Origin of the sequence: Nocardia sp. NPDC051321 (genome assembly GCF_044455225.1) — a bacterium.
In the GTDB taxonomy this organism is placed as follows: Bacteria; Actinomycetota; Actinomycetes; order Mycobacteriales; family Mycobacteriaceae; genus Nocardia.
Map to the genome: position 1 here is coordinate 401,065 of NZ_JBITEM010000004.1, position 26,179 is coordinate 427,243.

The 26,179-nt window shown below is 66.2% G+C and carries 29 protein-coding genes; 23 read left to right on the forward strand and 6 right to left on the reverse strand.

Annotation, left to right across the window (positions count from 1 at the left end):
- Window positions 1-138: 138 nt before the first annotated feature.
- The 3 genes from ACIA8C_RS11505 to ACIA8C_RS11515 all read left to right on the forward strand — a co-directional run bounded on the left by ACIA8C_RS11505 (window position 139) and on the right by ACIA8C_RS11515 (window position 3,239).
- Complete coding sequence (locus ACIA8C_RS11505) at window positions 139-1,302, forward strand: glycoside hydrolase family 3 N-terminal domain-containing protein (protein WP_397133452.1); 1,164 nt, start codon at window positions 139-141, stop codon at window positions 1,300-1,302.
- Between the two features lie 88 nt (window positions 1,303-1,390).
- The gene (locus ACIA8C_RS11510) at window positions 1,391-1,990 is read left to right on the forward strand and encodes a TetR/AcrR family transcriptional regulator (protein WP_396998249.1); all 600 of its coding nucleotides are present in this window, start codon (window positions 1,391-1,393) and stop codon (window positions 1,988-1,990) included.
- A 118-nt stretch (window positions 1,991-2,108) separates the two neighbouring features.
- Window positions 2,109-3,239, forward strand: a complete 1,131-nt coding sequence (locus ACIA8C_RS11515) for a DUF5685 family protein (RefSeq protein ID WP_397133454.1) — start codon at window positions 2,109-2,111, stop codon at window positions 3,237-3,239.
- Window positions 3,240-3,336: 97 nt separating this feature from the next.
- Here the strand turns inward: ACIA8C_RS11515 and ACIA8C_RS11520 are convergent, their stop codons facing one another.
- Both ACIA8C_RS11520 and ACIA8C_RS11525 read right to left on the reverse strand, forming a co-directional pair.
- The gene (locus ACIA8C_RS11520) at window positions 3,337-4,206 is read right to left on the reverse strand and encodes a MaoC family dehydratase (RefSeq protein WP_397133456.1); all 870 of its coding nucleotides are present in this window, start codon (window positions 4,204-4,206) and stop codon (window positions 3,337-3,339) included.
- Window positions 4,203-5,561 carry a 3-oxoacyl-ACP reductase gene (locus tag ACIA8C_RS11525; RefSeq protein ID WP_397133458.1) on the reverse strand — a complete coding sequence of 453 codons (1,359 nt, stop codon included), beginning with the start codon at window positions 5,559-5,561 and terminating at the stop codon, window positions 4,203-4,205. The genes ACIA8C_RS11520 and ACIA8C_RS11525 overlap by 4 nt, the downstream gene beginning before the upstream one ends.
- A gap of 285 nt (window positions 5,562-5,846) precedes the next feature.
- Between ACIA8C_RS11525 and ACIA8C_RS11530 the strand changes: the two genes are divergently transcribed.
- Entirely contained in the window at window positions 5,847-7,169 is a 1,323-nt protein-coding gene (locus ACIA8C_RS11530; RefSeq protein ID WP_397133460.1) for an acetyl-CoA C-acetyltransferase, read from the forward strand.
- Between the two features lie 52 nt (window positions 7,170-7,221).
- Here the strand turns inward: ACIA8C_RS11530 and ACIA8C_RS11535 are convergent, their stop codons facing one another.
- Entirely contained in the window at window positions 7,222-8,976 is a 1,755-nt protein-coding gene (locus tag ACIA8C_RS11535) for an SDR family oxidoreductase (protein ID WP_397133462.1), read from the reverse strand.
- Between the two features lie 433 nt (window positions 8,977-9,409).
- Between ACIA8C_RS11535 and ACIA8C_RS11540 the strand changes: the two genes are divergently transcribed.
- Both ACIA8C_RS11540 and ACIA8C_RS11545 read left to right on the forward strand, forming a co-directional pair.
- Entirely contained in the window at window positions 9,410-10,681 is a 1,272-nt protein-coding gene (locus ACIA8C_RS11540) for a hypothetical protein (protein WP_397133464.1), read from the forward strand.
- Entirely contained in the window at window positions 10,682-12,004 is a 1,323-nt protein-coding gene (locus ACIA8C_RS11545; protein ID WP_397133466.1) for a lipase family protein, read from the forward strand.
- Window positions 12,005-12,157: 153 nt separating this feature from the next.
- Here ACIA8C_RS11545 and gnd read toward each other — a convergent pair whose 3' ends face one another.
- Window positions 12,158-13,186 carry a phosphogluconate dehydrogenase (NAD(+)-dependent, decarboxylating) gene (gene gnd / locus ACIA8C_RS11550; RefSeq protein WP_397133468.1) on the reverse strand — a complete coding sequence of 343 codons (1,029 nt, stop codon included), beginning with the start codon at window positions 13,184-13,186 and terminating at the stop codon, window positions 12,158-12,160.
- 308 nt (window positions 13,187-13,494) lie between these two features.
- Between gnd and ACIA8C_RS11555 the strand changes: the two genes are divergently transcribed.
- Window positions 13,495-15,399, forward strand: coding sequence for a VanW family protein (locus tag ACIA8C_RS11555; RefSeq protein WP_397133470.1), 1,905 nt, complete (start codon window positions 13,495-13,497; stop codon window positions 15,397-15,399).
- Between the two features lie 258 nt (window positions 15,400-15,657).
- Entirely contained in the window at window positions 15,658-15,915 is a 258-nt protein-coding gene (locus ACIA8C_RS11560; RefSeq protein ID WP_397133472.1) for a hypothetical protein, read from the forward strand.
- Window positions 15,916-16,102: 187 nt separating this feature from the next.
- Here ACIA8C_RS11560 and ACIA8C_RS11565 read toward each other — a convergent pair whose 3' ends face one another.
- Window positions 16,103-16,360 (reverse strand): helix-turn-helix domain-containing protein, encoded by a 258-nt coding sequence (locus ACIA8C_RS11565; RefSeq protein WP_191093744.1) that lies wholly within the window; start codon window positions 16,358-16,360, stop codon window positions 16,103-16,105.
- 188 nt (window positions 16,361-16,548) lie between these two features.
- On the opposite strand from ACIA8C_RS11565, the gene ACIA8C_RS11570 reads away from it, so the two are divergent.
- From ACIA8C_RS11570 to ACIA8C_RS11640, 15 genes are all read left to right on the forward strand, one after another.
- Complete coding sequence (locus ACIA8C_RS11570) at window positions 16,549-16,728, forward strand: hypothetical protein (RefSeq protein ID WP_397133473.1); 180 nt, start codon at window positions 16,549-16,551, stop codon at window positions 16,726-16,728.
- Between the two features lie 79 nt (window positions 16,729-16,807).
- A complete protein-coding gene (locus ACIA8C_RS11575; RefSeq protein ID WP_397133475.1) occupies window positions 16,808-17,059 on the forward strand; it encodes a hypothetical protein in 252 nt (83 codons plus the stop codon).
- On the forward strand, window positions 17,056-17,373 hold the full coding sequence (locus tag ACIA8C_RS11580; protein ID WP_397133477.1) for a hypothetical protein: 318 nt from the start codon (window positions 17,056-17,058) through the stop codon (window positions 17,371-17,373). Before ACIA8C_RS11575 ends, ACIA8C_RS11580 begins: the two co-directional genes overlap by 4 nt.
- A gap of 90 nt (window positions 17,374-17,463) precedes the next feature.
- Complete coding sequence (locus ACIA8C_RS11585) at window positions 17,464-18,246, forward strand: hypothetical protein (protein WP_397133479.1); 783 nt, start codon at window positions 17,464-17,466, stop codon at window positions 18,244-18,246.
- Entirely contained in the window at window positions 18,246-19,040 is a 795-nt protein-coding gene (locus ACIA8C_RS11590; RefSeq protein ID WP_397133481.1) for a hypothetical protein, read from the forward strand. Before ACIA8C_RS11585 ends, ACIA8C_RS11590 begins: the two co-directional genes overlap by 1 nt.
- A complete protein-coding gene (locus ACIA8C_RS11595) occupies window positions 19,037-19,777 on the forward strand; it encodes a hypothetical protein (protein WP_397133483.1) in 741 nt (246 codons plus the stop codon). Before ACIA8C_RS11590 ends, ACIA8C_RS11595 begins: the two co-directional genes overlap by 4 nt.
- A gap of 457 nt (window positions 19,778-20,234) precedes the next feature.
- Window positions 20,235-20,459 (forward strand): hypothetical protein, encoded by a 225-nt coding sequence (locus ACIA8C_RS11600; RefSeq protein WP_397133485.1) that lies wholly within the window; start codon window positions 20,235-20,237, stop codon window positions 20,457-20,459.
- Window positions 20,460-20,556: 97 nt separating this feature from the next.
- Window positions 20,557-21,171, forward strand: a complete 615-nt coding sequence (locus ACIA8C_RS11605; protein ID WP_397133487.1) for a hypothetical protein — start codon at window positions 20,557-20,559, stop codon at window positions 21,169-21,171.
- 486 nt (window positions 21,172-21,657) lie between these two features.
- Window positions 21,658-21,855 carry a hypothetical protein gene (locus ACIA8C_RS11610; RefSeq protein WP_397133489.1) on the forward strand — a complete coding sequence of 66 codons (198 nt, stop codon included), beginning with the start codon at window positions 21,658-21,660 and terminating at the stop codon, window positions 21,853-21,855.
- A 267-nt stretch (window positions 21,856-22,122) separates the two neighbouring features.
- Entirely contained in the window at window positions 22,123-22,746 is a 624-nt protein-coding gene (locus ACIA8C_RS11615; protein WP_397133491.1) for a hypothetical protein, read from the forward strand.
- A gap of 20 nt (window positions 22,747-22,766) precedes the next feature.
- A complete protein-coding gene (locus tag ACIA8C_RS11620; RefSeq protein WP_397133493.1) occupies window positions 22,767-23,201 on the forward strand; it encodes a hypothetical protein in 435 nt (144 codons plus the stop codon).
- A 49-nt stretch (window positions 23,202-23,250) separates the two neighbouring features.
- On the forward strand, window positions 23,251-23,634 hold the full coding sequence (locus tag ACIA8C_RS11625) for a hypothetical protein (protein WP_397133495.1): 384 nt from the start codon (window positions 23,251-23,253) through the stop codon (window positions 23,632-23,634).
- Window positions 23,635-23,797: 163 nt separating this feature from the next.
- Complete coding sequence (locus ACIA8C_RS11630) at window positions 23,798-24,388, forward strand: hypothetical protein (RefSeq protein WP_397133497.1); 591 nt, start codon at window positions 23,798-23,800, stop codon at window positions 24,386-24,388.
- Between the two features lie 114 nt (window positions 24,389-24,502).
- Window positions 24,503-24,793 (forward strand): hypothetical protein, encoded by a 291-nt coding sequence (locus ACIA8C_RS11635; RefSeq protein ID WP_397133499.1) that lies wholly within the window; start codon window positions 24,503-24,505, stop codon window positions 24,791-24,793.
- A 62-nt stretch (window positions 24,794-24,855) separates the two neighbouring features.
- The gene (locus ACIA8C_RS11640) at window positions 24,856-25,170 is read left to right on the forward strand and encodes a DUF5361 domain-containing protein (RefSeq protein WP_397133501.1); all 315 of its coding nucleotides are present in this window, start codon (window positions 24,856-24,858) and stop codon (window positions 25,168-25,170) included.
- Between the two features lie 90 nt (window positions 25,171-25,260).
- Here ACIA8C_RS11640 and ACIA8C_RS11645 read toward each other — a convergent pair whose 3' ends face one another.
- Entirely contained in the window at window positions 25,261-25,983 is a 723-nt protein-coding gene (locus tag ACIA8C_RS11645; protein WP_397133503.1) for a hypothetical protein, read from the reverse strand.
- Window positions 25,984-26,179: the final 196 nt, after the last annotated feature.

Consider the following 26,179-nt stretch of genomic DNA (forward strand, 5'->3'; position numbering starts at 1 on the left):
CCAGGCCCACCTGCTGCCGCGCGGAATCGATCTCGCGTCCGGACACCCGGCGCGGGTAACCACGCGGGCCGGCCCACGGGGCGATCAGCGCGCCCTCGCGCATCCGCGGCTCGCAAGTGCTCTGTACGGTTGACCTCCATGCGGAAGACGCCCCTGCTCATGCTCGCCGTGCTGGCCGCCGTCGCGACCGCCTGCTCGAGCGGCGGTGGTGGCGATTCCGCGCCGTCGCAGGCGGCGGGTGCCGAATCGACGGCCCGATCGTCAACGCAGGCAACACCATCCGCGAAACCGGATTGCACGGCAGGCTATCTCGCGCAGTTCACCCTGCGGCAGAAGTTGGCGCAGCTGTTGACCGTTGGCATCACCGGCGACGCCGATGCCGCGAATGTGGTGCGTACCGAACAGGTCGGCGGGATCTTCGTCGGCAGCTGGACCGATCTCACGCTGCTCACCAGCGGTCAGCTCGACCAGGTCAAGCAGTCGGCCAAGGTGCCGCTGATGGTGACCATCGATGAGGAGGGCGGCCGCGTCTCCCGGGTGGGCAGCCTGATCGGTAAAGCGCCATCGGCCAGGGCGACCGCGCAGACCATGACCGCCGAACAGTTCCACGATGCCACGCTGACCAGGGGGCGAGCGCTGAAGGACCTCGGCGTGACGGTGGACTTCGCGCCGGACAGCGATGTGAGCGCCCAGCCCGACGATTCCGTCATCGGCGACCGTTCCTTCTCCGATGATCCGGCCGTGGTCACCAAATACGCCGATGCGTACATCCGAGCCATGCGCGAGGCTGGTGTCGGCACCGTGTTGAAGCACTTCCCCGGCCACGGCTCCGGCTCGGGCGATTCGCATCGTGGCGCGGTCCGCACGCCGCCGCTGGAGAACCTGCAGACCGTCGACCTCGTCCCGTTCCGCAACCTGATCTCGTCCGGCGCTGGCGTGATGGTCGGCCACCTCGACGTCCCCGGGCTGACCACCCCGGACGTGCCCGCGAGCATCAGCCCGCAGGTCATGGCGTTGCTGCGCGGGGGAAGCGGCTATGGCGCCGCGCCGTTCGACGGCCCGATCTTCACCGATGACCTGAGCGGTATGGCCGCGATCACCAGCCGATTGTCCATCGCCGACGCGGTGGAGGCCGCGCTGGTCGCCGGTGCCGACAACGCGCTGTGGATCAGCACCGGCGCGGTATCCAGCGTGCTCGATCAGCTCGAGCAGGCGGTCGCGGCCGGCCGCTTACCCCTGGCACGGGTCGACGCGTCGGTGCTGCGGATGGCCACCTTCAAGGGCGCGCTTCCGCGCTGCTGAGGCACTGTTTCCGCGACTGCTGAGCAAATACGGCCCGCGGAACTTACCTTGGAGTAATATATGAGATTCACCATTGGTAGGAGAGTGGATGGCGGGCGGAACGAAGCGACTTCCTCGGGCGGTTCGTGAGCAGCAGATGCTCGACGCCGCCGTCGAGGTGTTCTCGCGGAAAGGCTTCCACGATACGTCGATGGATGCCATTGCCGCCGAGGCGAAGATATCGAAGCCGATGCTGTACCTGTATTACGGCTCCAAGGACGAATTGTTCCGCGCCTGCATCCAGCGCGAGGGGCTGCGCTTCATCGAATCGGTGGTGCCTGCGGGCAATCCGCAGCTGTCACCGCACGAACAGGTGCGGGTCGCGCTGGAGGGTTTCCTCGGGTTCGTCGACCGCAATCGCCGCTCCTGGCAGGTGCTTTACCGTCAGGCCATCGGCCAGCAAGCGTTCGCGTCCGAGATCGAGAACGCCCGCGAGCGCGTCATCGAACTGACCGCCAAGCTGCTGGAATCCAGTGCCAAACACCCCGAACCCGGCACCAACTTCGACGTGGTCGCGGTCGCCGTGATCGGCGCGGGCGAGGCCATCGCGGACCGGGTGGCCAGCGGCCGCATCGAGGTTTCCGAGGCCGTCGACCTGCTCGACGATCTCGCGTGGCGTGGTCTGGCGGGACGCAAGAAGGCGGAGTAGGCGACGGCCGCATTGCGAATGCCGTCTGGTTGACGGCCTGTCAGAGTGCGGAGATCATCAAGCACGGACCGGCTCCGACCAGGACGAGCCGGGGAAGAACGGGGCGGATTTGTTCGGGTTGCTCAGGCCGTGTTCGCACGGCGCGGCGAAGTATGGAATCGATGCGGCCGAGTGGCGCACGCATATGTGCGGGCTGTGTCTGGGGTTACGGGACGGGCACGGCCAATTGGCCCGTGCGACAACGAATGTCGATGCCATCGTGTTGAGCATGCTCACCGAGGCGCAGTCCGCGGGCGCGGTCGAGCGCACGACGGCGGGGCGGTGTGCACTGCGGGGGATGCAGCGCGCGTCGGTCGCGTCCGCGAATTCGCCCGGTGTGCGGCTGGCCGCGACGGCGTCACTGTTGTTGGCGTCGGCCAAGGTTCGTGACCATGTGGACGATGGTGATGCTGCCGTCCTGGCTCGTACGCCGATGACCAAGGCCGCGAGTCGATGGGCCGGGCAGGCGCAGGTGAGCGCGCAGCGGATCGGCCTGGATGTGGCACCGCTCGTCGCCGCGCTGAACGCGCAGACGCAGTTGGAGCAGGCCGCGGGCGCCGGGGCGGATGCGCTGGCGCGGTTGACCGCACCGACCCAGCTCTGCGCATCGGAGTTCTTCGCGCACACGGCGGTTTTGGCTGATCGCCCGGACAACGTCGACGCAATGCGCACGGCGGGTTGGCAATTCGGCCGGATCGCGCATCTCGCCGATGCTGTGCAGGACTATGAGCAGGACTTGACGCGCGGCCGGTTCAATCCGCTCGCCGCCACCGGAACCACCATGCCGCAGGCGTACGACCTACTGCGGGAATCGGATTCGCGACTGCGCGAAGCGGTCGCGCAAGCCGAACTGGACAAGGTGCCCACCGTCCGCTGGATGTTGCTCGACCCGCTGACGTCCGTGCTCCGCAAACTCGGTCACGGTATCGGCACCGTAGCCGCCCACTCCTGCGGGATAACGCACGACCACGCTGACGTTCAGCTGCACTCGCGGCGAACGGGTCAGCGCCCCGGCCTCGGGGAATCCCTCACCCTCATCCTGGGCTCGTACTGCACCGGCTATGCCTGCTGCGCCGAACACACTCAGCCGTGCACCGGCAAACGCAAGCAGCCCTGGATCAACAACTGCGACTGTAGCGGATGCTGCGATTGCGGCGACTGTGATTGTGGCTGCGGCGATTGCTGTGGCTGCTGCGACTGCAGCTGCTGAACTACTTGCCGCGCAACAATTCTCGCGGCAAGCGACACCCTGCTGAAACGACAGGAGCCGCACCCGGCGCGGGTGCGGCTCCTGTTCGTTCAGTGCGTCAGCGCAGTGTCGCGGTGAGGTGCGGGAACCCCTTCTTCGGGTTCAGCACGGCCAGATCCCAGCCGCCCGTCACCTGATCCGCGTATACGTTCACCGTCGACGGCAGGAAGATCGGCTTGCCGAACTTCACCGAGTAGGTGGCCTTGCCTGGCACCCGGCCCTCGATCGTGCCGAGGATATGCGCGGCCGACCACATGCCGTGCGCGATTGTCTTCGGGAACCCCAAAGCCTTTGCGCCCAACGACGAAACGTGGATCGGGTTGTGGTCGCCCGACGCGGCGGCGTACTGGTTGATCGTCTTCTGATCGACCCGCCAGGTGCGCAGCGGCGGCGGCGCGGCCTCTTCCGGCTTGGGTTCGGGCTTCGGGCCGCCCGACAGCGAGGTGCGCTGCTGGTGCAGGAAGGTGGTGACCTGCCGCCAGACCAGCTCCCGGCCGACGCTGATCTCGGTGATCGCGTCGACCAGCAGGCCCTTCGGGTGCTCGCGCAGATTCTCGATGCGCGCCTTGATATCCAGCGGCTCGCTCACCGAGATGTCGCGGGTCCGCTCGATCAGGTTCTCCGCGTGCACCGCACCGACCGCGACGAACGGAAAGTCGCGCTGCACAACGAGTTGCATCACGATCGGGAAGGTGAGGATGAACGGGTAGGTCAGCGGCAGCGCATCGCCGAACCGCAGCCCGGTCGCTCGGCAGTAGGCGGCCAGGTGATCCGGGTCCACCCGCAGGCCGTCGAGCTGGATCGCCCGATCGGGCAGCGTCGACTTGCGCGCCGATACCAGCGGCAGCGGCACGGCGCCCAGCGCGGCCTTCAGGTACAGCGGGCCGTTCTTCGGTGTCTCTTTCAGCGAGATCACTTGCGTCATCATGCTCCGATCAGGCTCTGCCCGCAGACGCGAACGATGTTGCCGGTCACCGCGTTCGACGCCGGGCTGGCGAAGAAGGCGATGGTCTCGGCGACGTCGACGGTCTGGCCGCCCTGCAGCAGCGAGCTCATCAGCCGACCGGCCTCGCGGGTGGTCAGCGGGATGGCGGCGGTCATCGCGGTCTCGATGAAGCCCGGCGCCACCGCGTTGATGGTGATGCCCTTCTCCGCCAGCTTCGGCGCCTCGCCGTTGACCATGCCGATGACACCGGCCTTGGAGGCGCCGTAGTTGGTCTGGCCGCGGTTGCCCGCGATGCCCGCGATGGAGGAGACGTCGATCACCCGACCGCCCTCCTTCAGCGCGCCACGAGCCACCAGGCCCTCGGTGATCCGGTGCGGTGCAGCGAGATTCACGTTGAGCACCGAGTTCCAGCGGCCCTCGTCCATGTTGGCGAGCAGCTTGTCCCTGGTGATGCCCGCGTTGTGCACGACGATGTCGATGCCGCCGAAGCGCTCGGTGGCGAACTCGGCCAGCTTCTCCGCGGCGTCGGGCGCGGTCACGTCCAGCGCGAGCGCGGTGCCGCCGACCTTGTTCGCCGTCTGCGACAGCGCCTCACCGGCGGCCGGGATGTCGGCGACGATCACCTTGGCGCCATCCCTGGCGAATACCTCGGCGATGGTGGCGCCGATGCCGCGCGCGGCACCGGTGACCACGGCGACCTTGCCCTCCAGCGGCCGGTCCCAGCTGGCCGGCGCGGTGGCGTCGTCCTTGCCGACCCGGATGACCTGGCCGTCGACGAACGCCGACTTGGCCGAGAGCAGGAAGCGCAGCGTCGACTCCAGACCGGTAGCGCCGGTCGAGGCGGCCGGGTGCAGGTAGACCAGCTGTGCGGTGGCGCCGCGCAGCAGCTCCTTGGCCACCGAGCGGGTGAAGCCCTCGAGCGCGCGCTGCGCGATCTGCTCGTCCACCGTCGAGGCGAGCTCGGGGGTGGTGCCGATCACCACGATGCGGCCGGAGGCGGCGATGCTGCGCATGGCGGGCTGGAAGAATTCGTAGAGCTGGGACAGCTCCTCGATCGAACCGATGCCGGTCGCGTCGAACACCAGCGCGCCGAACTTGGTTCCGGCACTGGCCGAATCGGCGAAGGTGTAGTCCGTCAGCAGGGTGCGCAGCGGCTCGGCCACCCGGCCCTTGCCACCGAGCAGCACCGGCCCGGGCAGCGGCGCTTCGCCCGCTTTGTAGCGACGCAGATTCTCCGGCTGCGGCAGCCCGAGCTTGCTCGCCAGGAACTGACCGGGGGAGGAGTGTACGAACGATCCGTAGAGGTTGGGCGCACCCTTGCTCTTGCTGGCTGCCACTGTTCCTACCTTTTCTGTGTTGGATGCGGCGTGCACGGTCCCTGCCGTGTGGTTACGCAAGCTACCGCCTCCGGGACTGTCGCTCACGCCGCGACGGGTGTTCTCGGGTCTGCTGGTTCCCCGGCATTTGGTCTGCTCACGCACATTTGCGGGGGTACGGTGTCGACATTAAACTTACTCCAGAGTAAGTTTAATGTAAACCAACCGCGACGGGGCGCCGAGTAGTGGAGACTTCCACGCGGACTCCGGAGCGCCGAACATCCCCAACGAGACCTGGAGACTCGAGTGACAACCAAATCCCGTTCGGCGAAGAGCACCGCCAAGACCGGTAAGACCACCCGCCCGGTCGCGATCGTGGGCGGCAACCGGATTCCGTTCGCTCGCTCCGACAAGGCGTACGCGCACGCCTCCAACCAGGACATGTTCACCGCCGCGCTGGACGGCCTGGTCAGCCGCTTCGGCCTGCAGGGCGAGCGGCTCGGCATGGTGGTCGGCGGCGCCGTGCTCAAGCGGGTCGGCGAGCACGGCATGATCCGCGAGAGCGTGCTCGGCAGCAAGCTCAGCCCGTACACCCCCGCCCACGACCTGCAGCTGGCCTGCGGCACCGGTCTCCAGGCCATCGTCACCGTCGGCGACGGAATTGCCCAGGGCCGCTTCGAAGCCGGCATCGGCGGCGGCACCGACACCACCTCCGACGCTCCGATCGGCGTCAGCGAGGGTATGCGCGAGTGGATGCTCGACGCGAACCGCGCCAAGTCCAACAAGGACCGCCTCAAGCTGGTCGGCCAGCTGCGCCCGAGCATGCTCGGCATCGAGATCCCGCGCAACGCCGAGCCGCGCACCGGGCTGTCCATGGGTGAGCACGCCGCGATCACCGCCAAGGAATTCGGCGTGCCGCGCGAGGCGCAGGACGAGCTGGCCTACCTCTCGCACAAGAACATGGCCGCCGCCTACGACCGTGGCTTCTTCGACGACCTGATCACCCCGTTCCTCGGGCTGACCAGGGACGACAACCTGCGCCCCGGCTCCACCGTCGAGAAGCTGGCCACCCTCAAGCCGGTGTTCGGTGTCAAGGCGGGCGACGCCACCATGACCGCGGGCAACTCCACCCCGCTGACCGACGGCGCCTCCGCAGTGCTGCTGTCCAGCGAGGAATGGGCCGCCGAGCGCAACCTGCCGGTGCTGGCCACCCTGGTCGACAGCGAGGTCGCGGCAGTCGATTACATCCACGGCCCGGACGGTCTGCTGATGGCGCCCACCTACGCGGTGCCGCGTCTGCTGGCCCGAAACGGCCTGACCCTGCAGGACTTCGACTACTACGAGATCCACGAGGCGTTCGCCTCCGTGGTGCTCGCGACGCTGTCCGCGTGGGAGTCCCACGCGTACTGCAAGGAGCGCCTCGGCCTGGACGGCGCGCTCGGCTCGATCGACCGCAGCAAGCTCAACGTCAACGGCTCCTCGCTGGCGGCGGGCCATCCGTTCGCCGCGACCGGCGGGCGCATCGTCGCCTCGACCGCGAAGCAGCTGGCGGAGAAGGGATCCGGCCGCGCGCTGATCTCCATCTGTGCCGCGGGCGGCCAGGGCGTCGTCGCGATCGTCGAGCGCTAAATAGCAGACTGAAAGGTGGCATCCGACCCTGCCGGATGCCACCTTTCGTCGTTCAGCGCACCAAACTACCTCGGGCTGCGGCGAATCGAACCACGCTCGGTGCGAAGCGTCCGAAGACGTACTGCAGCCGGGCTTCCGGTGTCACCGGGACGACGTCCTTGTTCTTCTGTACCGCGCGCACGATCTGCGCGGCGACCTTGTCCGGCCCGTAGCCGCGCAGCCGGTAGAGCCGGTCGTAGAGCTGCTGTCTGCGCCGCTCCTCCTCGGCGGAGACGCCGGACATCCGGGTGTTCGCCACGATGTTGGTGTGCACGATGCCGGGGCAGATGGTGCTGACACCGATTCCGCTGCCGGCCAATTCGGCGCGCAGGCAGTCGGAGAACATGAATACCGCGGCCTTGCTGGTCGAGTACGCGGTGAAGGCCTGCTGCGGGGTGTAGGCGGCCATGCTGGACAGGTTGACGATGTGCCCGCCGCTGCCGCGCTCGGCCATCGCACCGGCGAAGGCCCGGCAGCCGCTGACCACGCCGCGCAGGTTTACCGCGAGCACCCGGTCGAAGTCCTCGGCCGAGGTGTCCAGGAACCGCCCGGCCTGCCCGATGCCCGCGTTGTTGATCAGCACGTCGGGCACACCGTGTTCGCGGATCACCCCGTCGGCGTGCTTGCGCATCGCGGCCTCATCGGACACGTCCAGCTCGTAGGCGTGCGCTACCCCGCCTGCCTGGGCGATCAACGCCACGGTCGCCTCGGCCGCGACGCCGTTGACGTCGGACACCACCACTTCGGCCCCAACGCGGGCGAAAGCCAGCGCGGTCGCCCGGCCGATACCGCTGCCGCCGCCGGTGATCACGACGAGCTGATCCTCGAACGGCTTGCGAGACAGACCCATTCGGGCGCGACGTAGTGCACGGGCCGGTGCCGCACCCGTCACGGAGTCGATCAATTCGATGGTGGCCGAGGCGAGCAGCCGTGGATGCGAGAACGGCAGCCAGTGCCCGCCTTTCACCACGCGCAGCCACACCTGGTCGGCCCATTGATCCTCGTCGGCGTAACTCGATTGCCGCACTGCCGGATCGCGGGTGCCGATGATGATCTGGGTTGGCACCGTGGTGAATTGGTCGCGTGCCCGCAGCGGATTAGCGGCCCAGGTAGACCGGTAGATGCGCAGGCCATTCGCCATGTCCTGTTTGAACGTCGGGGCCAGGTGAATTCGCTCCGGCGACGCGCCTTCGGCGGCGGAAAGCCCTGAGCGCCACAGCTGTTCGCTCATGCCCAGCTTGATCGCGGCCTTCGGCAGTCCCGGTAGCGCGAGGAAGGCCGAATAGGCGAATGAGCCGAGCTGGGCCAGCGGCAGCGCGATATTGCGCGGCGTCGGCCTGGCCAGCCGGGCCCGCGCCCATTTGCTGACGTGCGCGATGCTCGGTCCGGAGACCGAGGTGAACGACGCGATCAGTCGCCCGGCGTCAGGGCCGCAGACGATTTCCCAGGTGGCGACGCTGCCCCAGTCGTGGGCGAGCACGTGCACGGGTGCGCCGTTGCCGAGCGCCTCGATCACCGCGACGTAGTCGGCCGCCAGCGTCGTGGTCGAAATGTCCGAGGCGCCAGGCGGGTTGGTGGACTCGCCGTGCCCGCGGTTGTCCACGCTCAACACCCGGAACCGGTCGGTCAGCTCCGGAACTACGTTGTCCCACAGGTGATGCGAGTCCGGCCATCCATGCAACAGCAAGACGGTTGGTCCGTCCGGGTTGCCCTGCTCGTAGACGGCGATGTCGACCTCGCCATTGCGGACCACATGCTTCTCGGCCATGGATTCACCCCACTATCCGGGCCGCGGCGGTCGCGGTCCGTGGACGTAGCTTCCGCCCCATTCTGTCTGAGACGGTGGGATTCGGGTAGTCCTCGCCACTTCGATGGGCCGTTCGCGCCCCTTGTGAGCTATCTCATGAATTTCGATTCACATTCCCGCCGCATTTCGCCACGTCTGCGGGCCAATTTAGTAGCAACTAGCAGGCAACTTATGTGTTACACGTTTTCTTCGGTTGCCGGGCGCGCGTCACATCGTTTCTTGCGAGGGGGCTGATCTCTGTGTTTACCTGCACGTCACCTACTGTGCTACCGGGGCCACGCGATCGGTGAGGCGAATTATCGCTGCCTTATCGACATGCAGCTACCGGCAGAACAAACTCTTCGGCTTAACGAATGATCGAATCGAGCTAGCAGAGAGGAAGGCTGAACAGCTGATGCGAATCGGTATGGCGCTGCGCGCCACCGCACTGGCTCTGGTGGCCGCGACCGGTCTCGGACTGGCGTCCACGGCCCCGGCGGGAGCGGTTGGTGAGGTTGACCGCTACCTAGACCTGCCACTGGCGAACCGGGATGCCGCCACCAGCCCCGGCGGCGTCAACCCCGAGCTGCCCTATGACGTGAACGAGCTGCGCGGGCTGCTGGACGAGGCGCGTGCCCAAGGCGTGCCGCCCACTCGATATGCCGCCCTGCTCTACCAGTACTGGCTGGTCGACGCGACCAACCAGGCGGGCATCGACCTGCGGACCTGGGACCCGCGCGCCGGCGTCGAGGCCAACCGCGCCAACCTGGTCCGGTCCTACCGCTACTACGAAGACCTGCAGCTGAACCACCGCGAACTGCAGTGGGCGGGCATGGGCGGTCAGGTCGGCGCCGACTTCGGCGGCGGGCTGGTCGATTTCGAGATGATGGGCAACATCTACGGTCTGCCCGGCCTTTCCGAATCCGCGCGCGGCGTCATCGCCGCCGTCGAACAGACCGCCGGACCACAAGCGGTGGCCCAACTTCCGCGCGGCCTGATGGCGCTTGCCGAGGCGGGTTCGCAGATTTCGCCCGCGGACCTGCACTACATCATCGGGATGATCCTGGTGATGCAGAAGAACATCTTCTCAGATCTGATGCCCATGCACGACGCCTACGTCACCGAAGGACTGCCCGCGCTGCAGGAGTTCCAGGCGGCCGGGCTGTTCGGCGATGACCTCATGGAAGCCTGGCGCGGAGTGGCCTCCGGAGACCACGACCGGATCGCCGCGGGCAACGGGGCTTTGTTGCGCCGGGAACAGGAGTGGGTGATCCGCGACCAGTGGGATTCGGTGCGCGGCTACAAGGGCAGCGTCGGTGAGGCGATCACCTACGTCAGCGGCGCCGCGGGCTCACCGTCGGTCGCGGGCGTCGCACCGCCGCGCGAATTCGATCCCGTGCGGATGCGGGTCACCATGGCCAACGGACAGCCTGCGCTGGTGACACTGCCACTGCCGGATTGGAATTGGTCGGAGTTCGACTCCCGCTGGGACTACATCACCACCGAGCTGCTGCCGAAATACAAGTTCCAGGTCGAAAACAACTGGCCCGCACTGGAAGCCGTGATGCGCACGCCCTACGAGATTCAAATGGAATCGCATCGTCCGCTGTTCAACATCCCGCAGCTGCTGGATTCCGCGGCCAGGCAGATCCAGGTAACCCCGATCGACACGATGGCGGTGCGCTAGATGAAACTGTTCACCGCTGCCGTCGCGACGGCCACCGCGCTGCTGCTGTGCGCGGGAACCGCCGCGGCGCAAGGGGAAATGCCGACGCCAGGACTGGACCGAGTGTTCAACGGCTTCGTCGTCGGCCAGATCCAAGGCGCGCAACCGGTTCCGCCGGACCGGGCGTTCCAGGCGCTGCTCGCCAACGATCCGTTCTATCAGGAGCCGCCGCTGACCGGTGCCGAGCAGCCCGGGACGCTGCTCAAGGCCAAGAAGGTCGACGTGATGTTCCTCGGCAGCACGCCGCCCGACGTCGAGGCCTACAAGCTGATGTACGTGACCACCGGCATCGACGGCGTCACCCCGGTTATCAGCACCGGCATCCTGATGATCCCGAATCACGGTGTGCCCGTTGGGGAGAAAAAGCTGATCTCCTATCAGGAGGCCAACGACAGCGTCGGCTGGTCCTGCCATCCGAGCACGCAGTGGACCGGTGGCGACCCGCTGGACGGTTCGTCGTGGTCGGCGCTCGGCCCGCTGGCGCTGATGTTCGACAAGGGCTACGCGGTGATGATCTCCGACGTCGGCAACGACGGGGACCACGCGCCGCACGGCGTCTTCGCGGGCAAGTTCGCCGCGCACGCGCAACTCGACGGTGTCCGTGCGGCTTTGGCGTATCGCGAGGCCGGACTCGACCCGAAGGCGCAGACGGCGTTGTTCGGCATCGCGGGCGGCGGCGTCGGCGCGGGCTTCGCCGCCGAGCTGCAGCCGGCGTACGCGCCGGAGCTCGACGTGAAATCCGCTGTGCTGGAGGGCATGGTGGTCAATCCGCGCAACTTCATGCGGGTCGCCGACGGCTCGGTCGGCTCCGGTTTCGCACTGGCAACGCTGCTCGGTCTGGAGCCCGCGTACCCGGAGATGGCAGTGAACGCGAAGCTGAATCCGGCAGGCGTCGGGTTGGCGAACGCCTTCCGCACCCAGTGTCAGACGCCCGCCTATTTCGGGCTGCCGTTCCTGCCGCTGCATACCCTGTTCAACTCGGGGCTCGGCCCCGCCGATGAACCGGCCTTCCAGCGCGCGTTCGAGGAAAACATCCTCGGTCGCTCCGGCACGCCGAAGGCCAAGGTGGCCATTACCTCCTGCGTCGCCGACGACTCGCCGATGTCGCTGGTGCCCGCCAAGGACTCGCGGGAACTAGCCGATATCTATCGGGCGGGTGGCACCGACGTGACCTACCAACCCACCGACTGCGGCATGGTCCGCATGCTCACCGATATCTATGGCTGGGGCACCGACCTGTTCGGCATGCAGACGATCGACTGGATAGACCGCAACTTCGACTGAAAAGGATTATCCGCCATGGCATTTCTCTACGGCATCAATTATCTGTTCTGGTTCGGCCCGCTGGCGGTCGCCAAGCTGATGGCACAGGCGGCCGGCTTCTGACCGGTCGCTGAGCACCGCGGCTCCCGCACCTCGCGGGAGCCGCGGTGGTCGTTACGAACCAGGCAGCTCGTTGTGCCCGCCGAACGCCTTGCGCATCGCCGACAGCATCTTGTCCGCGTAGAGCGTCTCGCCGCGGGACGAAAACCGTTGGAACAGCGCGGAAGCCAGCACCGGGGCAGGCACGCCGGTGTCGATCGCCGCGTCCAGCGTCCACCGGCCCTCGCCGGAATCGGAGACCCGCCCGCTGTAGGAATCGAGGTTCGGATCGGCGTAGAGCGCGCTCGCCGTGAGGTCCAGCAACCAGGAGGCGACCACCGAGCCGCGGCGCCACACCTCGGTGACCTCGGGCACGTCGATCTCGTACCGGTAGTACTCGGGATGCTCGAGCGGCGTCTCCTCCGCGGAGAACTCACCGTCGTGTTCGGCGCCGTAGTTCGCCTTGTGCAGGATGTTCAATCCCTCGGCGTAGGCGGCCATCGCGCCGTACTCGATGCCGTTGTGCACCATCTTGACGAAGTGTCCCGCGCCGGCCGGACCGCAGTGCAGGTAGCCCTGCTCGGCCGCCGACGGCTCGCCGGTGCGCCCCGGCGTGCGCTCGGCCGCCTCGACGCCGGGTGCGATGGACTTCAGCAGCGGATCCAGATACTTCACCTGCTCGGCCTCGCCGCCGATCATCAGGCAGAAGCCGCGATCCAGGCCGAAGACGCCGCCCGAGGTGCCGATGTCCACATAGTGGATGCCCTTGGGGCGCAACAGTTCGGCGCGCTTGATGTCCTCGTGGTAGCGGCTGTTACCGCCGTCGATGATGATGTCGCCGGGCTCGAGCAGCTCGGCCACCTGGTCGATGACCGCCCCGGTGGCACCCGCCGGGATCATCACCCAGACCACCCGCGGCGTCGCCAGCGTCCGCACGAATTCCGCGAGGTCGGTGCTGCCCTGGAAGTCCGCACCCAGTTCTTCGCGCAGTATGTCGATCTGGTGCGCGCGGCGTTCATAGCCGACGGCGGTGTGCCCGTCCTTGACGATGCGACGCACGATATTGGCGCCCATCCGCCCGAGGCCGATCATTCCCAGCTGCATGCAATCCATCTCCCTCGTATGTGCGGTGGCCGGACACTCATCTACTGGATTGTCCCGCTTCGATCCGATCCTGGTCTGTCCGGCTGTGTAACGCACGGTGCGCCGCACCGATAATCAGATCGGCTCCGCGTAGTTGCCAGACCCCCGACCCGGCAACTGCGCGGGGCCCTTTACGTGCACGACCATGGTGCATTGCACGGAATTTGCTGTAGATCCGTGCTCACCGGCCGGTCGCGGCGTCGCGCACTATCGTTGGCGAGGACTCGCATCATGTGAGTCCCAACTCAACCGAGCGGGGAGGACGGTTCGTGACGAGCCAGTCGAGCACCGGACGCCGTGGCCAGCAACCGGCGGGCGAGGTCGGCTTACGCCAGCTGCTCGAATCGACCCAGGCCAACGAGGCGAACTCGGCCGAGAAGTGGGGCGACGACTCGGCACCTACCGAACCGATCCAGGTCACCCCGTCCCGGCGCGCCACGCATCGGGCCAAGCCCGGCGAGCGCCCGCCGCGGCGGCCGATCTCCGGCCCCCCGCCGAAGCGGCTGAATCGCACGGTGGCGAAGCGGGCAGGCATCGCGGTCGGTGCGGTGCTCGCGGTGGCCGGCATCGGCTACGCGGTCGACTGGGTGCTGTCCGCCGGGCAGGTGCCGCGCGGGACGGTCGTCGCGGGCATCGAGGTCGGCGGCCTCGACACCGCCGCCGCGGACGCGCGGTTGCGCGCGGAGCTCACCCCCAGATCCGACCGGGAACTACCGCTGCGCATCGGTGACGTGCAGACTCGGCTCGTGCCCGCCACCGCGGGTTTGGCGGTGGACTGGGACGGCACCTGGGCGCGCGTCGGCAAGCAGCCACTCAATCCGTTCACCCGGCTCGCCTCGTTCTTCACCACCCGCGATGTCGCGGTGGCCACCGCCGTCGACGATGCCGCGCTGGATCGTCAGCTGACCGCGCTGCGCGTGCACGATCGGCCGTCCGTCGAGGGCACCATCGCCTTCGACAAGGCAAGACCCGTCGCCGTGGCGCCGGTGCCAGGCCGGGTGCTCGACCTGTCCGCCGCGCGCGACGAGCTGATCGACCAGTGGATCGCAGGCATCACGGTCGACCTGCCGGTGCACCCGGCGCCCCTCACCGTGCGGCCGGAAGCGGTCGATCAGGCCTTGCGTGCGGTGGCCGAGCCCGCGGTACGCGCGCCGATCACGTTCGCGGGCAAGGGCGCATCGGCCAAGCTCGACCCGGAGCAGATCGCGACCGTGATTTCCTTCGTGCCCGACGGCAAGGGCGGGCTCGGCCTCGCCGTCGATCAGAACATCGCGGTCGGTTTGCTGGCGCCGCAGCTGGTGGCGACGGAGATCGAGCCGAAGGACGCGACGTTCGCGCTGAACGGCGGCAAGCCGACGGTGGTGCCCGCCGTCGTCGGTGACAAGATCAACTGGCCGAAGACGTTCGAGCAGTTCACCGCGCTGCTGGCCGCGCCGCAGGAGCGGACCGGCCAGGCGGTCTACGAAAAGGTGGAGCCGAAGCTCACCACCGAGGCGGCGCAGGGGCTCGGCGTCGTCGAGACCATGGGCTCGTTCACCACCAACGGATTCAGCGGTCCGTCCGGCGTAAACATCAAAGTGGTCGCCAGGAAGGTGAACGGCGCCGTGGTGAAGCCGGGGGATACGTTCTCGCTCAACGACTTCACCGGGCCGCGCGGCACCGCCGAGGGCTACGTCGAATCCGGCATCATCGACCACGGCAGGCCGGGCACCGCCGTCGGCGGCGGCATCAGCCAGTTCGCCACCACCCTCTACAACGCCGCGTACTTCGCGGGCATGGAGGACGCGGGCCACACCGAGCACAGTTACTACATCTCCCGTTACCCGGCCGCGCGCGAGGCGACCGTCTTCGACGGCGCGATCGATCTGAGCTTCCGCAACAACACCCCCACCGGGGTCTACATCGAGGCCGTCACCACGGATTCCGAAGTGACCGTGCGACTTTGGGGCACCAAGACGGTCGAGGTCGAATCCGTCACCGGCGATCGGAGCAAGCCGACCGAGCCGACCACCGTCAAACTGCCGAAGGGCAAGGACTGCATCGCCTCCGAAGGCGCGCCGGGCTTCACCACCTCCGACACCCGCATCATCACCGACAAGCGCTCCGGTCGCGAGGTCTCCCGGCACACCAGGACGGTCAAATACGATCCGATCCCCGTCGTGAAATGTGAGTGACCACAACGACTCCCGGGCCGACCCCCGCCCGTCGGCGGGCAACCATACGCCGTCTCCCCGCGGCTCGAGCCAACTCCCGGCTACCCCTCAGCGCGTCGCTGTTTAGCCAGGGGGCGGCGAATCATTCTGTGGCAGGGTCACTTTGGTGAGCGACCTCCCGGCGAATGGGATATAACTACGCCAGATTCCGGGACGCCAGTCCGGTTCTGTCTCGGAGTGGGGCTCAAGGTTGAGCGAAGTATGAAGGGGATGCCAGTCGTGGAGCAGATCGACTCAGTCAGACCGTTTGCGGCGGGGCGGGGAAACAACGCCGCAGTCATGCTGGGTATGGCTATCGGAGACGAAGTCGCCCTGCGAGTTGTGCGGGGTGCGGGAACACTCTGCGACGTCGTGTTGGCGGCCTGGGCGATGGGTGTTGATCCGATCGACGCGGTACTGCAGTACGCCGAGGCGACGACCGGAGTGATCGTCGACGACGTGGTGGCTGTCGACGGCGCCGATCCGCGCTGCGCGTAACGCGTTTCGCTACGTAACAGGTACCTGCCAGCAGCGCTTTTCAGGCGTCTGGCGTCGATTCAGGGCGTGAAACGTTGCGCCACAACGGTTCGCCGGTAGTCGTTACGGCCGAAGTTCGCGCGCACTAGCTTTCGCGCCGCCGAGACCTCGCGGCGACGGCAGCGTATGGCGCTCTTCAGGTTTCGCGCTACTCCTCCGGGCGTTCGACGTCGCGCAGTGCGGCGGCGACGAACTCTCGCATGGGAATGTCGAGCGCGGTGCACAACGCGTGCAGCTGCTGCATGTCCGGCGATCGATCGCCGTTCTCGAAGCGCTGGATCGTGCTGACGCCGAGTCCGGTCAGCGCGGCGAGTTGCGGGCGCGTCAGAGCTCGCCGAGCCCTGGCCGCCCTGAGCTCTGCGCCGACCGCGCGGTTGATGTCCGAAGGTACCTTTTCCACACCCATACGGACCATTCTGAGGTCCGAATGGCTACCTGGCAAACGACATGCCGTAAAAACGCCGAGGATCTCCGCAGGCAACGGGCATTTCGCCCATAAAGGTCATGAAAGGGTTGCAACTGGTCCAAACGGACCTTAATGTGCTCCGTATGGAACACTTAGACCAGGTGGTTGCCGGGAAGGTGCGACGGGCCATGTCCGACGCAGGGCGCTGCCTCGAGGACTTGGCCGGATGTTCCGGGCTGCCGGTCTCCGATCTGCGCAGTCTGCTCGCCGCGCACGGCTCGTTCACGGTGGACGAGCTCGTTCGGATCGCGGCGGCGCTGGATTGCCGCGTTGTCGACTTCCTGCCGGATGAGGGGGAGGTGCGATGACGGTCACTGAGAGCTCGGCGTGTCGTACCAAACATTTTGTGACGCGAATCACTCCGTGCGGCCGGGTGGATGAGCCGTGTTGAGCGATCGATCAGCTACCGCCGAGACGGCGCTCGATCAGGTGGTGCGGAACGTGCCGCGCCTCGCCGGGTTCGGCGCGTGGCGCCCAGGAATCTCCGGAATTCCGTATCTCGGCGGTGATGAACCACATGCCGTCGCAGTGGTTCTGATTCACGATCCGCGCGAACCACGGGTGCGCAGTACGACGCTCGTCGCGACACCGCATGGCGCGGCGGAATCGCCCACCGGCAACGCACCGAGCCAACGGTGAGAAAACCGGCGCGGATTCGCCGCGCGAACCCAGCCCTCGAAATCTTCCGGCACCATATCGGCGCGCGGGTCAGCTGCACCGGATTCACGGCCGAACGTGGTGCCGTCGAACACGGCGTCATTGTCGACGTGGATCACCGGATGGTGTACGTCGACTACGGATATCCCAATCCCGTCTGTGCCGAACTCGGCAATGCCATCGCCACCCACCCGTCGAATCTCCGGCTGGAAACGACTGTCGCGGCAACGGATACCTGCGATCACTGTGGAACCGCGGCAGCTCGACCCGGTCCGGTATTCCGCGCGCCGCGCTGATACGGCACTCCTCGAATCTCAATTCCGACCTGATCGGATGGTTCCGTTATGGGCTCGTCCGGTCTTTCAGTCGACGAAAGGTGAAGACCCGTGGCCATTTTCGGCCGCCGACTATTCGGCAAGTTGCTCGCTCCCGGCGAGATCATCGATGTGCTGATGGTCGGAGGTACCTGGCATCCGAACGGTGACGCGATCACCGCCGCGTTCGCCGAAGTCCTCGACCCGCGGCGTTTTGTCGTGCGAATAGTGCCCTATCCGGCCGACTACGGACGGCACGTCGCGTTCGCCGACAGCGTCGCCACCGGCAGGCGTGCGCTGATCGAAGCAGCCGAGGCAACACCCAATCGCATACTGCTGGCCGGTTATTCACAGGGCGCCGGCATCGCGGGCGATCTCGCCGCCGATATCGGGAATGGACTGTTCCCGCACCTGGAGGTGGTTGCCTGTGCATTGATCGCGGACCCGCTGCGGCCAGCTGGGCGGTGCCTCGGCAAGGATCCCGGCGGCTACGGCGTGATCGGGCAGCGGAACATCTCCGGGATCCCGGCGTATTGGGTTGCCGCGGCGGGTGATCCGATCACCGCGCTGCCCGCCGGGAATCCGCTGCGTCTGATCGCCGACCTCAGTGCGTATTTCAGCGTGTCCGGGCCCGACGCCATGGTGCGCTGGGGGCGGAGCATCATCGAGGTCGCCACCCGCCGCCAGCTGCAACGCTGGTGGTCGCCCGCCAACTGGCGCACCTGGGGCGGTGCCATCGCCTACGCCCGCGGCTATCTGTTCGACGGGCGGCACACCACGGACTACATCCGACACGGCCACGCCCGGCTGCTCGCCGAGGCGATCAACCGTGAGGTGGTTGTGGGAGTCCGCTGATGCCCTGGTTCCAGGTAGACGACCAGCTCGGCTTCCATCCCAAGGCCGTCGCGGCGGGCAATGCCGCGATGGGCCTGTGGGTGCGGGCGGGCTCGTGGTCGATGCAGCAGCTCACCGAGGGCTTCGTGCCCGCCGCGATCGTGCGTGGCATCGGTTCTGCGACACAGGCGAAAAGGCTTGTGGAGGTTGGGCTTTGGACAGCCGTCGACGGCGGCTATCGATTCCATGACTGGGCCGAACGGCAGATGTCCAAAGCCGAGATAGAGGATCGACGCCGGAAGCGAGTCGACGCGGGTCGCAAAGGCGGACAGGTTTCCGGGCAGGCGCGACAGCTTCGAGCGCAAGCAAGTGCTGCGCCACATGCTCGAACAACCACTGCGGCAACAGCTTCAGCCGCTGCTCCGCTGATCGTCGACCAACTGCCCGAGCAAGCCGCAACCCCTGTCCCTGCCCATGACCCTGGAAATGCTTCCAGGGGAGCGCGATCCGCGCCGCCCGCTCGGCAATGTCTCATCCACCGCACGCACCCGGCGCCGCCACCGTGCGGTGCCTGCGCCGACGCCCGCCGCGCCAGGCAGCGGTGGGACGCCACACACGGCGACGACCGCCGCGCCGATGCGGTGCAGCGCCGCGAGGCCGCCCGCAACTGCGTGATGTGCGACGACGCGGGCTGGCGCAATCCACCCGCCGAACTGCTCGCCGTCAATCCCGATCCGCCAGTGCTGCGCTGCGACCACCACACCGTGACCTCGCTCGACCACTGGCATTTCACCGAAGAGGAAGCGACACCATGACGACCACCACCGCGCACTGGTCTGCCGAGACGGGCTCGGCGGCGACCGACCAGCCCAACCACCTCTACCTAGACCGCGGCGAGCTCAAAGCGCTCGCCGAACTGCTTCGCGAAATCCCTGACCTCGCTGAGGATCTCGGTATCTCACTGACCAGGCAGTCCCGACTCGGCACCCGCGGTGACTATCGAATGAACCGGCGGCCGAGCGAGCAGCCGCTGCCCTACAACCCCGCCGCCTCCCGGGCCGCCGACGAGTTGCACGCGGTACTCGTGTCCTGGGTGCGGCTGGTCTGCGAGCAGCGCGGTCTCGACTACACCGGCGCGCCGTCCACGCCGGGCCTCGCTCGCTGGCTCGACCGAAACCTGATCGCGCTGGCCATGACCGAGGGCGCGGAGGGCGCGCCCGAGGAGATCCGTACCGTGGTGGAGGCGGCGCTGTGGATTGTTTGCCCGCCCGCGGCGCCGGTGGTGCTCGACACGGAGATGGTGGCGCGGGCCCGGCGGCATCGCCTCAACGCGTCCGGGATCGCCGCGCTGGCAAAGGAACTCGGCGCGCAATACCAGGGACTTACCGTCCGGCGGATTCAAACACTCAGGAATGCGGGGAAAATCGCGCCGCTGCCCGGGCCGTGGGCGCCGGGGTGGCCGGAGTTGTACACCGTGGGTGCGGTTTTGGACGAACACCTGGCATATCCGACGCGGCGCCGAGTACGGGCCGACGCGAAAGATCCGAATTGACATGTCTTGAAACAAGATCCGCAGAACAATCGGCGGCAGTGGCCAAAAGTTACAGTGTTTTCATATGAAATGAATCACAACATAACCTCTGAATTGCTGGGTATTCGAAATCGGGGACGGTCGTCTGTTGGATTCATGCTTCGGAGTTGCTGATCGCAGGAGTGGGCGCGCGGTGCGCCGACCTACCAGGTGTTACTGGCAGGTCGTCAACATGCTGGTATGCGGATTTGGACGTCGTTCCTGTTCGGAAACCGTAGAAGTCACAGTAGGACACCAGATTTGCAGATACTATTCCGAATCCCTCGCCGTGCAAGCCCCGTTATCGATGGGCAATAGACCGTCGATCACGGTGTGGCTGAAAGGTCGCTGGGCGCCGAATCCCTGTGATAGAAAATTGTTGCTCGGCTACCAGCAGGTCGCCGATGGAGAGCCTATTCTTCAAGGGGAAGATTTCCAGATGAGCAAGATTCGCGTGTTCGGCGTTGTGTTCGCGGCTAGCGCCGGCATCATCCTGGCCGGTTCGGGCCTCGCCTCGGCCGCCGACACGGGCTCCGCCGACAGCGGCTCCGCCAGCCTCAGCGCCGACGCCAAGGCCAACGTGGCGGATGAGGGCACCGGTTCCTCCAGCGCCCTCGTCGACCTCATCAAGGCGATCAGCACCGGCTCGGGGGCGTCGAAGTAGCAGTCGATGAAAACCCCGATCTGCCCTGATCAATACCGCAGGGCAGATCGGCACGGAGGGCAGACAAGATTGCCCCACCTCGCAGGAGGTGGGGCAATTGTCGTTTCCGGGGCAGCCGTCCCATTCCGACCACTTCCAGCCGAGCCTGGAAAGCTTGGAAGTCGGCAACGAAGCACACATGGACAAGCCATCCGACCTTCTGAATCAGCTGCTCGCACAGCCACCGACCGAGATCGAGGCGTGGCTGCGGCAATCAGACGTACCCGCCGACTTCAACTGGCTCGGTCTCGCCGAGGTCGCCGGATTCGAAGCGATGCGCGGAGAACCTGCAACTGACCTCGCATGGGCGCGACTGGCCGTGTCCACTCGGCTTCGGCTCGCGGACATGATGAGCACTGATGCCCAGCGCCGACAACAGATAATCAGCGCGATGCGGCTGCGGACCGAGATGATCGGCCGCTACGGCGTCGTTGCCGGCGACGGGCTGCTCGATGCCGCGGAGATTGTTCGCTGCTTCTTGGATCGGCATGTCGGGGACTACGACGACGCCGTCACGGATGCCGCGCGCTGGCGAGATCTGCCGACCAGCCGCATCCTGGAGTTGCGTTTGATCAAGCACGAACTCGGCGCGATACGCCGACTGATCGACTTTGTCCCGGCGACATCTACTGAACTTCAACCTTGGCTCGAGTTGTCTTCGCGCCTGCCCTAGTACCCGTCGAAAGTCGCTGTCCACCTGCGGTTTCGAGGCCAGTACCGATCCAGGGCTTGACATCCTCCGAGCTTTAAGTGAAGATGTGTGCAGCGCCAGAGCTGCGCCCTCATCCCGAACTTCCTGGGATCTCCGGTAATACCAATAACTTTCGAACTCGCTTCCGTCGCGGCCCCGATCACTCCGGTGATCGGGGCCGCGAACGTTGAAGCAGCAGAGCGTATTCCGCTCCGCCCCCGACGTGTGGCATGCCCCCGAAACCTCCTCGAGATCGATGACAAGCGGGCAAGAGCCTGCCACATACCCGCCCCGGTTTCCGCTCCCGTCTCCCGCCGACCCGCTCGCTCGCGGTCGTAGACGGAAGAAGCGACCGGGGCGTTTCGCCCCACCCCCGGACACCCGCTGATCGGGGGTGGGGCGCCAGCTCAATCGATCGGCTCTCAAAAAATTTGACGCCGAACATCTTTCGACTAATTGAGGTCCGACATGGGTGACTCCCTCCTGGAACTGCTCGAACTGGCCGACCATGCAACTCCGGCCGAACCGCTCACCCTGAACCAGGCGCACGAGTCGATGCGCGTCCACCGCGCCTGCCCCATCGACCACTGCCGTCGAAAAGCCTTGGCGTTCAACACCTTGATCGCCGCGGGCCGCATCGTGCCGGACTCGTCCCGGCAACGCTGAGGAGAGGAGGTGAACCCATGCTCACCATCGTCCTCGATCTGCTGAAACTGGCCTACGATCTCGCGCCCCTGATCCTGCCCCTCCTCGGCCTGTGACCTGGTCGAACACCGGCAATGCCGAAAAGCATCGCCATTTAGGGTAAGTGCGGCGACTAGGTACCGGCAGCGGGACACCCGCGAGCTGCTTCACCCTCGCCCATTCACGCTGACCGAGCCGAATCCTGCTGCAGGGGTCGGCTTTTTTCATGCCCGCATTCGGAGGCAATTCATGATCGACGAGAACCACACGCTCGACAAGGAAGTTGTCCAGTCCGTTCGGTTCGCCAACCACCAGCCGCCGCCGCGCTATGTGAAAACGGATGCGGGCCAATTGGTTACGCCGGAGTTCCTGGCTTTCATCCAGCAGGCACTGAGCGGGAAGCTTGCCGAGACGGCGGAAACCGCGGAGCTTGATCCGCAAGTGAAGGCGCTGGCCGAGGAGCTGTCGGTGATTCATCTGCCTGCCTGGCAGGGATCGATCGGCAAAACGGCCGATCCGACGGTGACCGGCATCAAGCAGGCCAACCGCGTCGCGGAATACCTCATAAAACGCGGTGTGCGAATGCATTCCGAGCTGGAAGAGATCCGCTGGGTAGCCACCCCGGGCGGCCCGCCCGGCGCGTTCGATACCGGGCTGCACATCACCAAGGACGAGCACGGCGAGTGGCCCGCACCGGATCCGGAGTCGTTCTATGACCTCGACGACATCACGGTCACCCAGACCGATAGCGGTATCTGGTGCGCCACCCATCCCCGCGGTCTCGCATTCGAGTCCGCGACCAAGACCGAAGCCTATGCGGGGGTCGTCGATCAGCTGCGTGAGCGGATCGAGCAGTCCCGTGAGGCGCGATAGCCACGGAAGGTGGTAGCGCGATGACCGAACGAATCGTGTACCCCGACATAGCGAAGACACTGGCCGACTATCTCACCGCCCAACTCACCGCCGCGTCCGACACCGCGAAAGTTGTTACCCGGGTGCCGGATCCGCGACCTACGCGAATGGTTCGGGTACTGCGCAACGACCGGAAACGTCGACTCGATCGGGAGGATCGGGAGGGGCAGCGTGGCCCGAACCTGATCCTGGACCGCCCGCGCGTCGTCTTCGAATGCACCGACGACGCCGGTGCCGCAGCGGGATTGGCCGGCCTGGTCCGCGCCATCCTCGCGGCCGCGGCACCCGGGTATCTCGGTCCCGTCTGGTGCGACTACCTCGAGGACGTCGGGGTCGAGAACGACACCGACCCGGTGACGGCCGCGCCGCGCCAGGTGATCACCGCCGACCTGTTCGTGCGGGGCACCATCGCCTGACTTTGCCCGCCGTACAACACAACTGGATACCCACAAAGGAGAAGTGGCAGTGACTCAGCGTGAAATCGCGCTCAAGAAGGACGAATCGCTCCTGGTGACCTGGATGGCCGAGCCGTTCCGCTATGCGCGGTTGGTCAGCGTCGCCTCGAAGACCTATCTCTTCGATCTGCACCCGATCTTCGATTACGACCGCAAGCAATACACCCAGCTCAAGGTCGAGTTTTTCGACGATTACTACCAGGTCAACCTGGTAAACGGCGCCGAAATGCAACAGACGCATCAGGTCGGGCGAAGTTTCTGGGGCAAGAAGACCGTGAAGCAGTTGCTGGTGGCCCAGCTTGCCGATGCTTGGTACAGCGGCGGCTACGAGATTGTCGACTGGGGCGGTTTCGCGGTCCCCGATGATCGACCTGCCGACCGGGACCAGTACTGACCAGGCAACTATGCCAGTTCGCAGCCCTACTGCCCGACTTCGGCAGTCATGGTGCGACGACACCACAAAGTGTGCGGGGCAAGCCCTCGCCTGACTCCCCTCCGGGAGCCACAACTGAATAACCACCCCTGGGCCTGCGCAAATCCCAAGGGAGACAACAATAATGGGCAACCCCTCGAGCAAGTACATCGGCCCCGGCACCCCCGTCGCCGTCACCGGCGGCGTCCTGGTCGGCAAGATCGGCGCCAAGGTGCCGAAGTCCGCCTCGGAAGCCATCGACCTTTCCGCTCTCAAGCCGCTCGGCTACATCTCCGAAGACGGCATCGAGTCCAAGGGCGAGCGCAAGACCGAGACCGTCAAGGACTGGAACGCCGACATCATCGCCAAGTTGCAGACCGAGCACTCGGTCAGCTTCGGCTTCACCCTGTACGCGGTGTGGGACGAGGACGTCCTCAAGGAGATCTTCGGCCAGGACCAGGTCGTCCCCATCCCGGCGACCGCCACCACCGGCAAGCAGTACACGGTGACCGAGAAGGGTCTCGTGCTGCCGCGGCGTTCGTGGGTGTTCGACATGAAGAACGACGTCAAGAAGCTGCGGATCGTGCTGCCGAACGCCACGATCTCGCAGGTCACCGAGCGGAAGTTCGTCTCGAAGGAACTGGCCGGTTTCTCCGTCACCGTCGAAGCGTTCAAGGACGACGACGGCGTGAAGGCGTACCGCTACCTCGACGACGGTATCACCACTACCGCCTGATAAGCCCCCAGTGGCGGCGGGATTTCCCACCTATGCGCAGGCCCGCCCGCCGCCGCTGGGCCTTTTCCACCACGTCCTGCGCACACCGAAAACAACGAAAGGGTCAGCGCACACATGACTTCCCCGAAAGCCCCCATCACCTTCACCCGTCCTGTTCAGGTGAAGGACGACTTCGTCTACCAGGTGGACGGCCTCGAGCTGCGCCTGCCGTCGCTGTCGTACCTCAAGCCGGGACTGATCCGCCGGATCCGCAGGCTCGGCGATGTCGACGCCATGTACACGCTGCTCGAGCTGACGCTGTCCGCGGAGTCGCTCGCGGCGCTGGATGACATGGACCCGGAGGCTTACCACGAGTTGCTGGATGCCTGGCGCACCCACTCGGGGGTAAACCTGGGGGAATCCTGAGCCTCGATGCCCTTCTCGAAGAGCATTCCGAGGCAATCGAATTCGACCTGATCACCCTTGGCTTGCGGTTGTCCCAGCTCGGCACCGAGGTGCTCGGCTGGCGCGAGCTCAAGGCTATCGTCAAGTGGCTGCCCGCCGACTCCGCGCTGTTTCGCGCGATGAGTCCCGACGGAAATCACTGGCAACTCACCCAGCACCTGCTCGCCGACATGACGGACTCGCTGCGCTGGCTCGTCTGGGCGAAAACCGAGGACGCCAGAAATGGGCGGAACCGGCCGGAGCGGGTACCGCGGCCCGGCGTGAAGTCCGATAGGGAGCGGATCGGTACGGCTGTCGAGCTCGGTGAAATGAACGAGTTCCTCGATTGGGGCGGGTGAGTAACAGCCCGAACGGAATTCGTTGAACGGCCGGCGGCGGACTATGCCCTCTGGGCAAGTCCGCCGCCGCGTGCAGCGGCTCGAATTACGCTACGCCACACCGTCTCGAGAATTCCTGCGTTGCGCGCGGTGCGTCCTGGCCAGTTGTTTCCGCGTCTCCCACGACGGTGGCGTCAGCATTGCGGTCAGTTCGCTGGAAGACAGTGTGCCGAGTTTCTCGGGATGTTCTTGAAAGTACCGGAGCGTTGACAGCAAGCAGTTGTCGTTGTTTCCCCAATTACTGGGGATCCGCCAGGGGCCGTCACTGGACCCATAGGGTGGGAGCCATTTCGAAGGTGGTTCGCCTGCGGTCCGCCGGGAGATCATCTCGGTAACGGGGCATCGTATCGTGATCGCGCCATCCGGAGAGTCGAGATCGGCGTCGAACTCGGTCACCGATGCCCAGGGAAACTCCCAATCGCATTGCTGCGTCCGGATGCGTAAACCTTTCGGTGTCAGCACGAGACGGCTGTTGCGGGCGTGCCGAATCTGGCGGATGAGCACGGCGGCGGCCGCCGCCAGTGCCAGAATCCCGCCGGCCATCAACTCGATATTGTGCTCTAAGCGACCAGCCAGTAGGGATCCGATTCCCAGGCTGGTTATGGCGCCGTAGAAGACGACCTGACGGATGGACAAGAGGCGGTGGCGTAACGAGTAGGCGCCAGATCCCGAATCGAATTCTGTTGCTGGGGGGCGAGTGCTACGGGCTGTGACATCTGCGGTGACGCCGATTGCAACAAAGGATGCGCCGATCATCGCGACATAGGCAGCCACGGGGTCACCTCGCTGCACTCCCACGGTGAGTGCGAGCACAGTGCCTGCGGCAAATAGCAACGTAAAGGGCCAAGCGCTGATCCCTCCGCCTTCGCGCCAGACGTACTGCCACTGATAGTCGGCGGGCGACCCAGTCGTGCCCGGGACCGCAGGGTTGTTCATCTGTACTCCAAAAACGACGACGCATGGTTCCGGC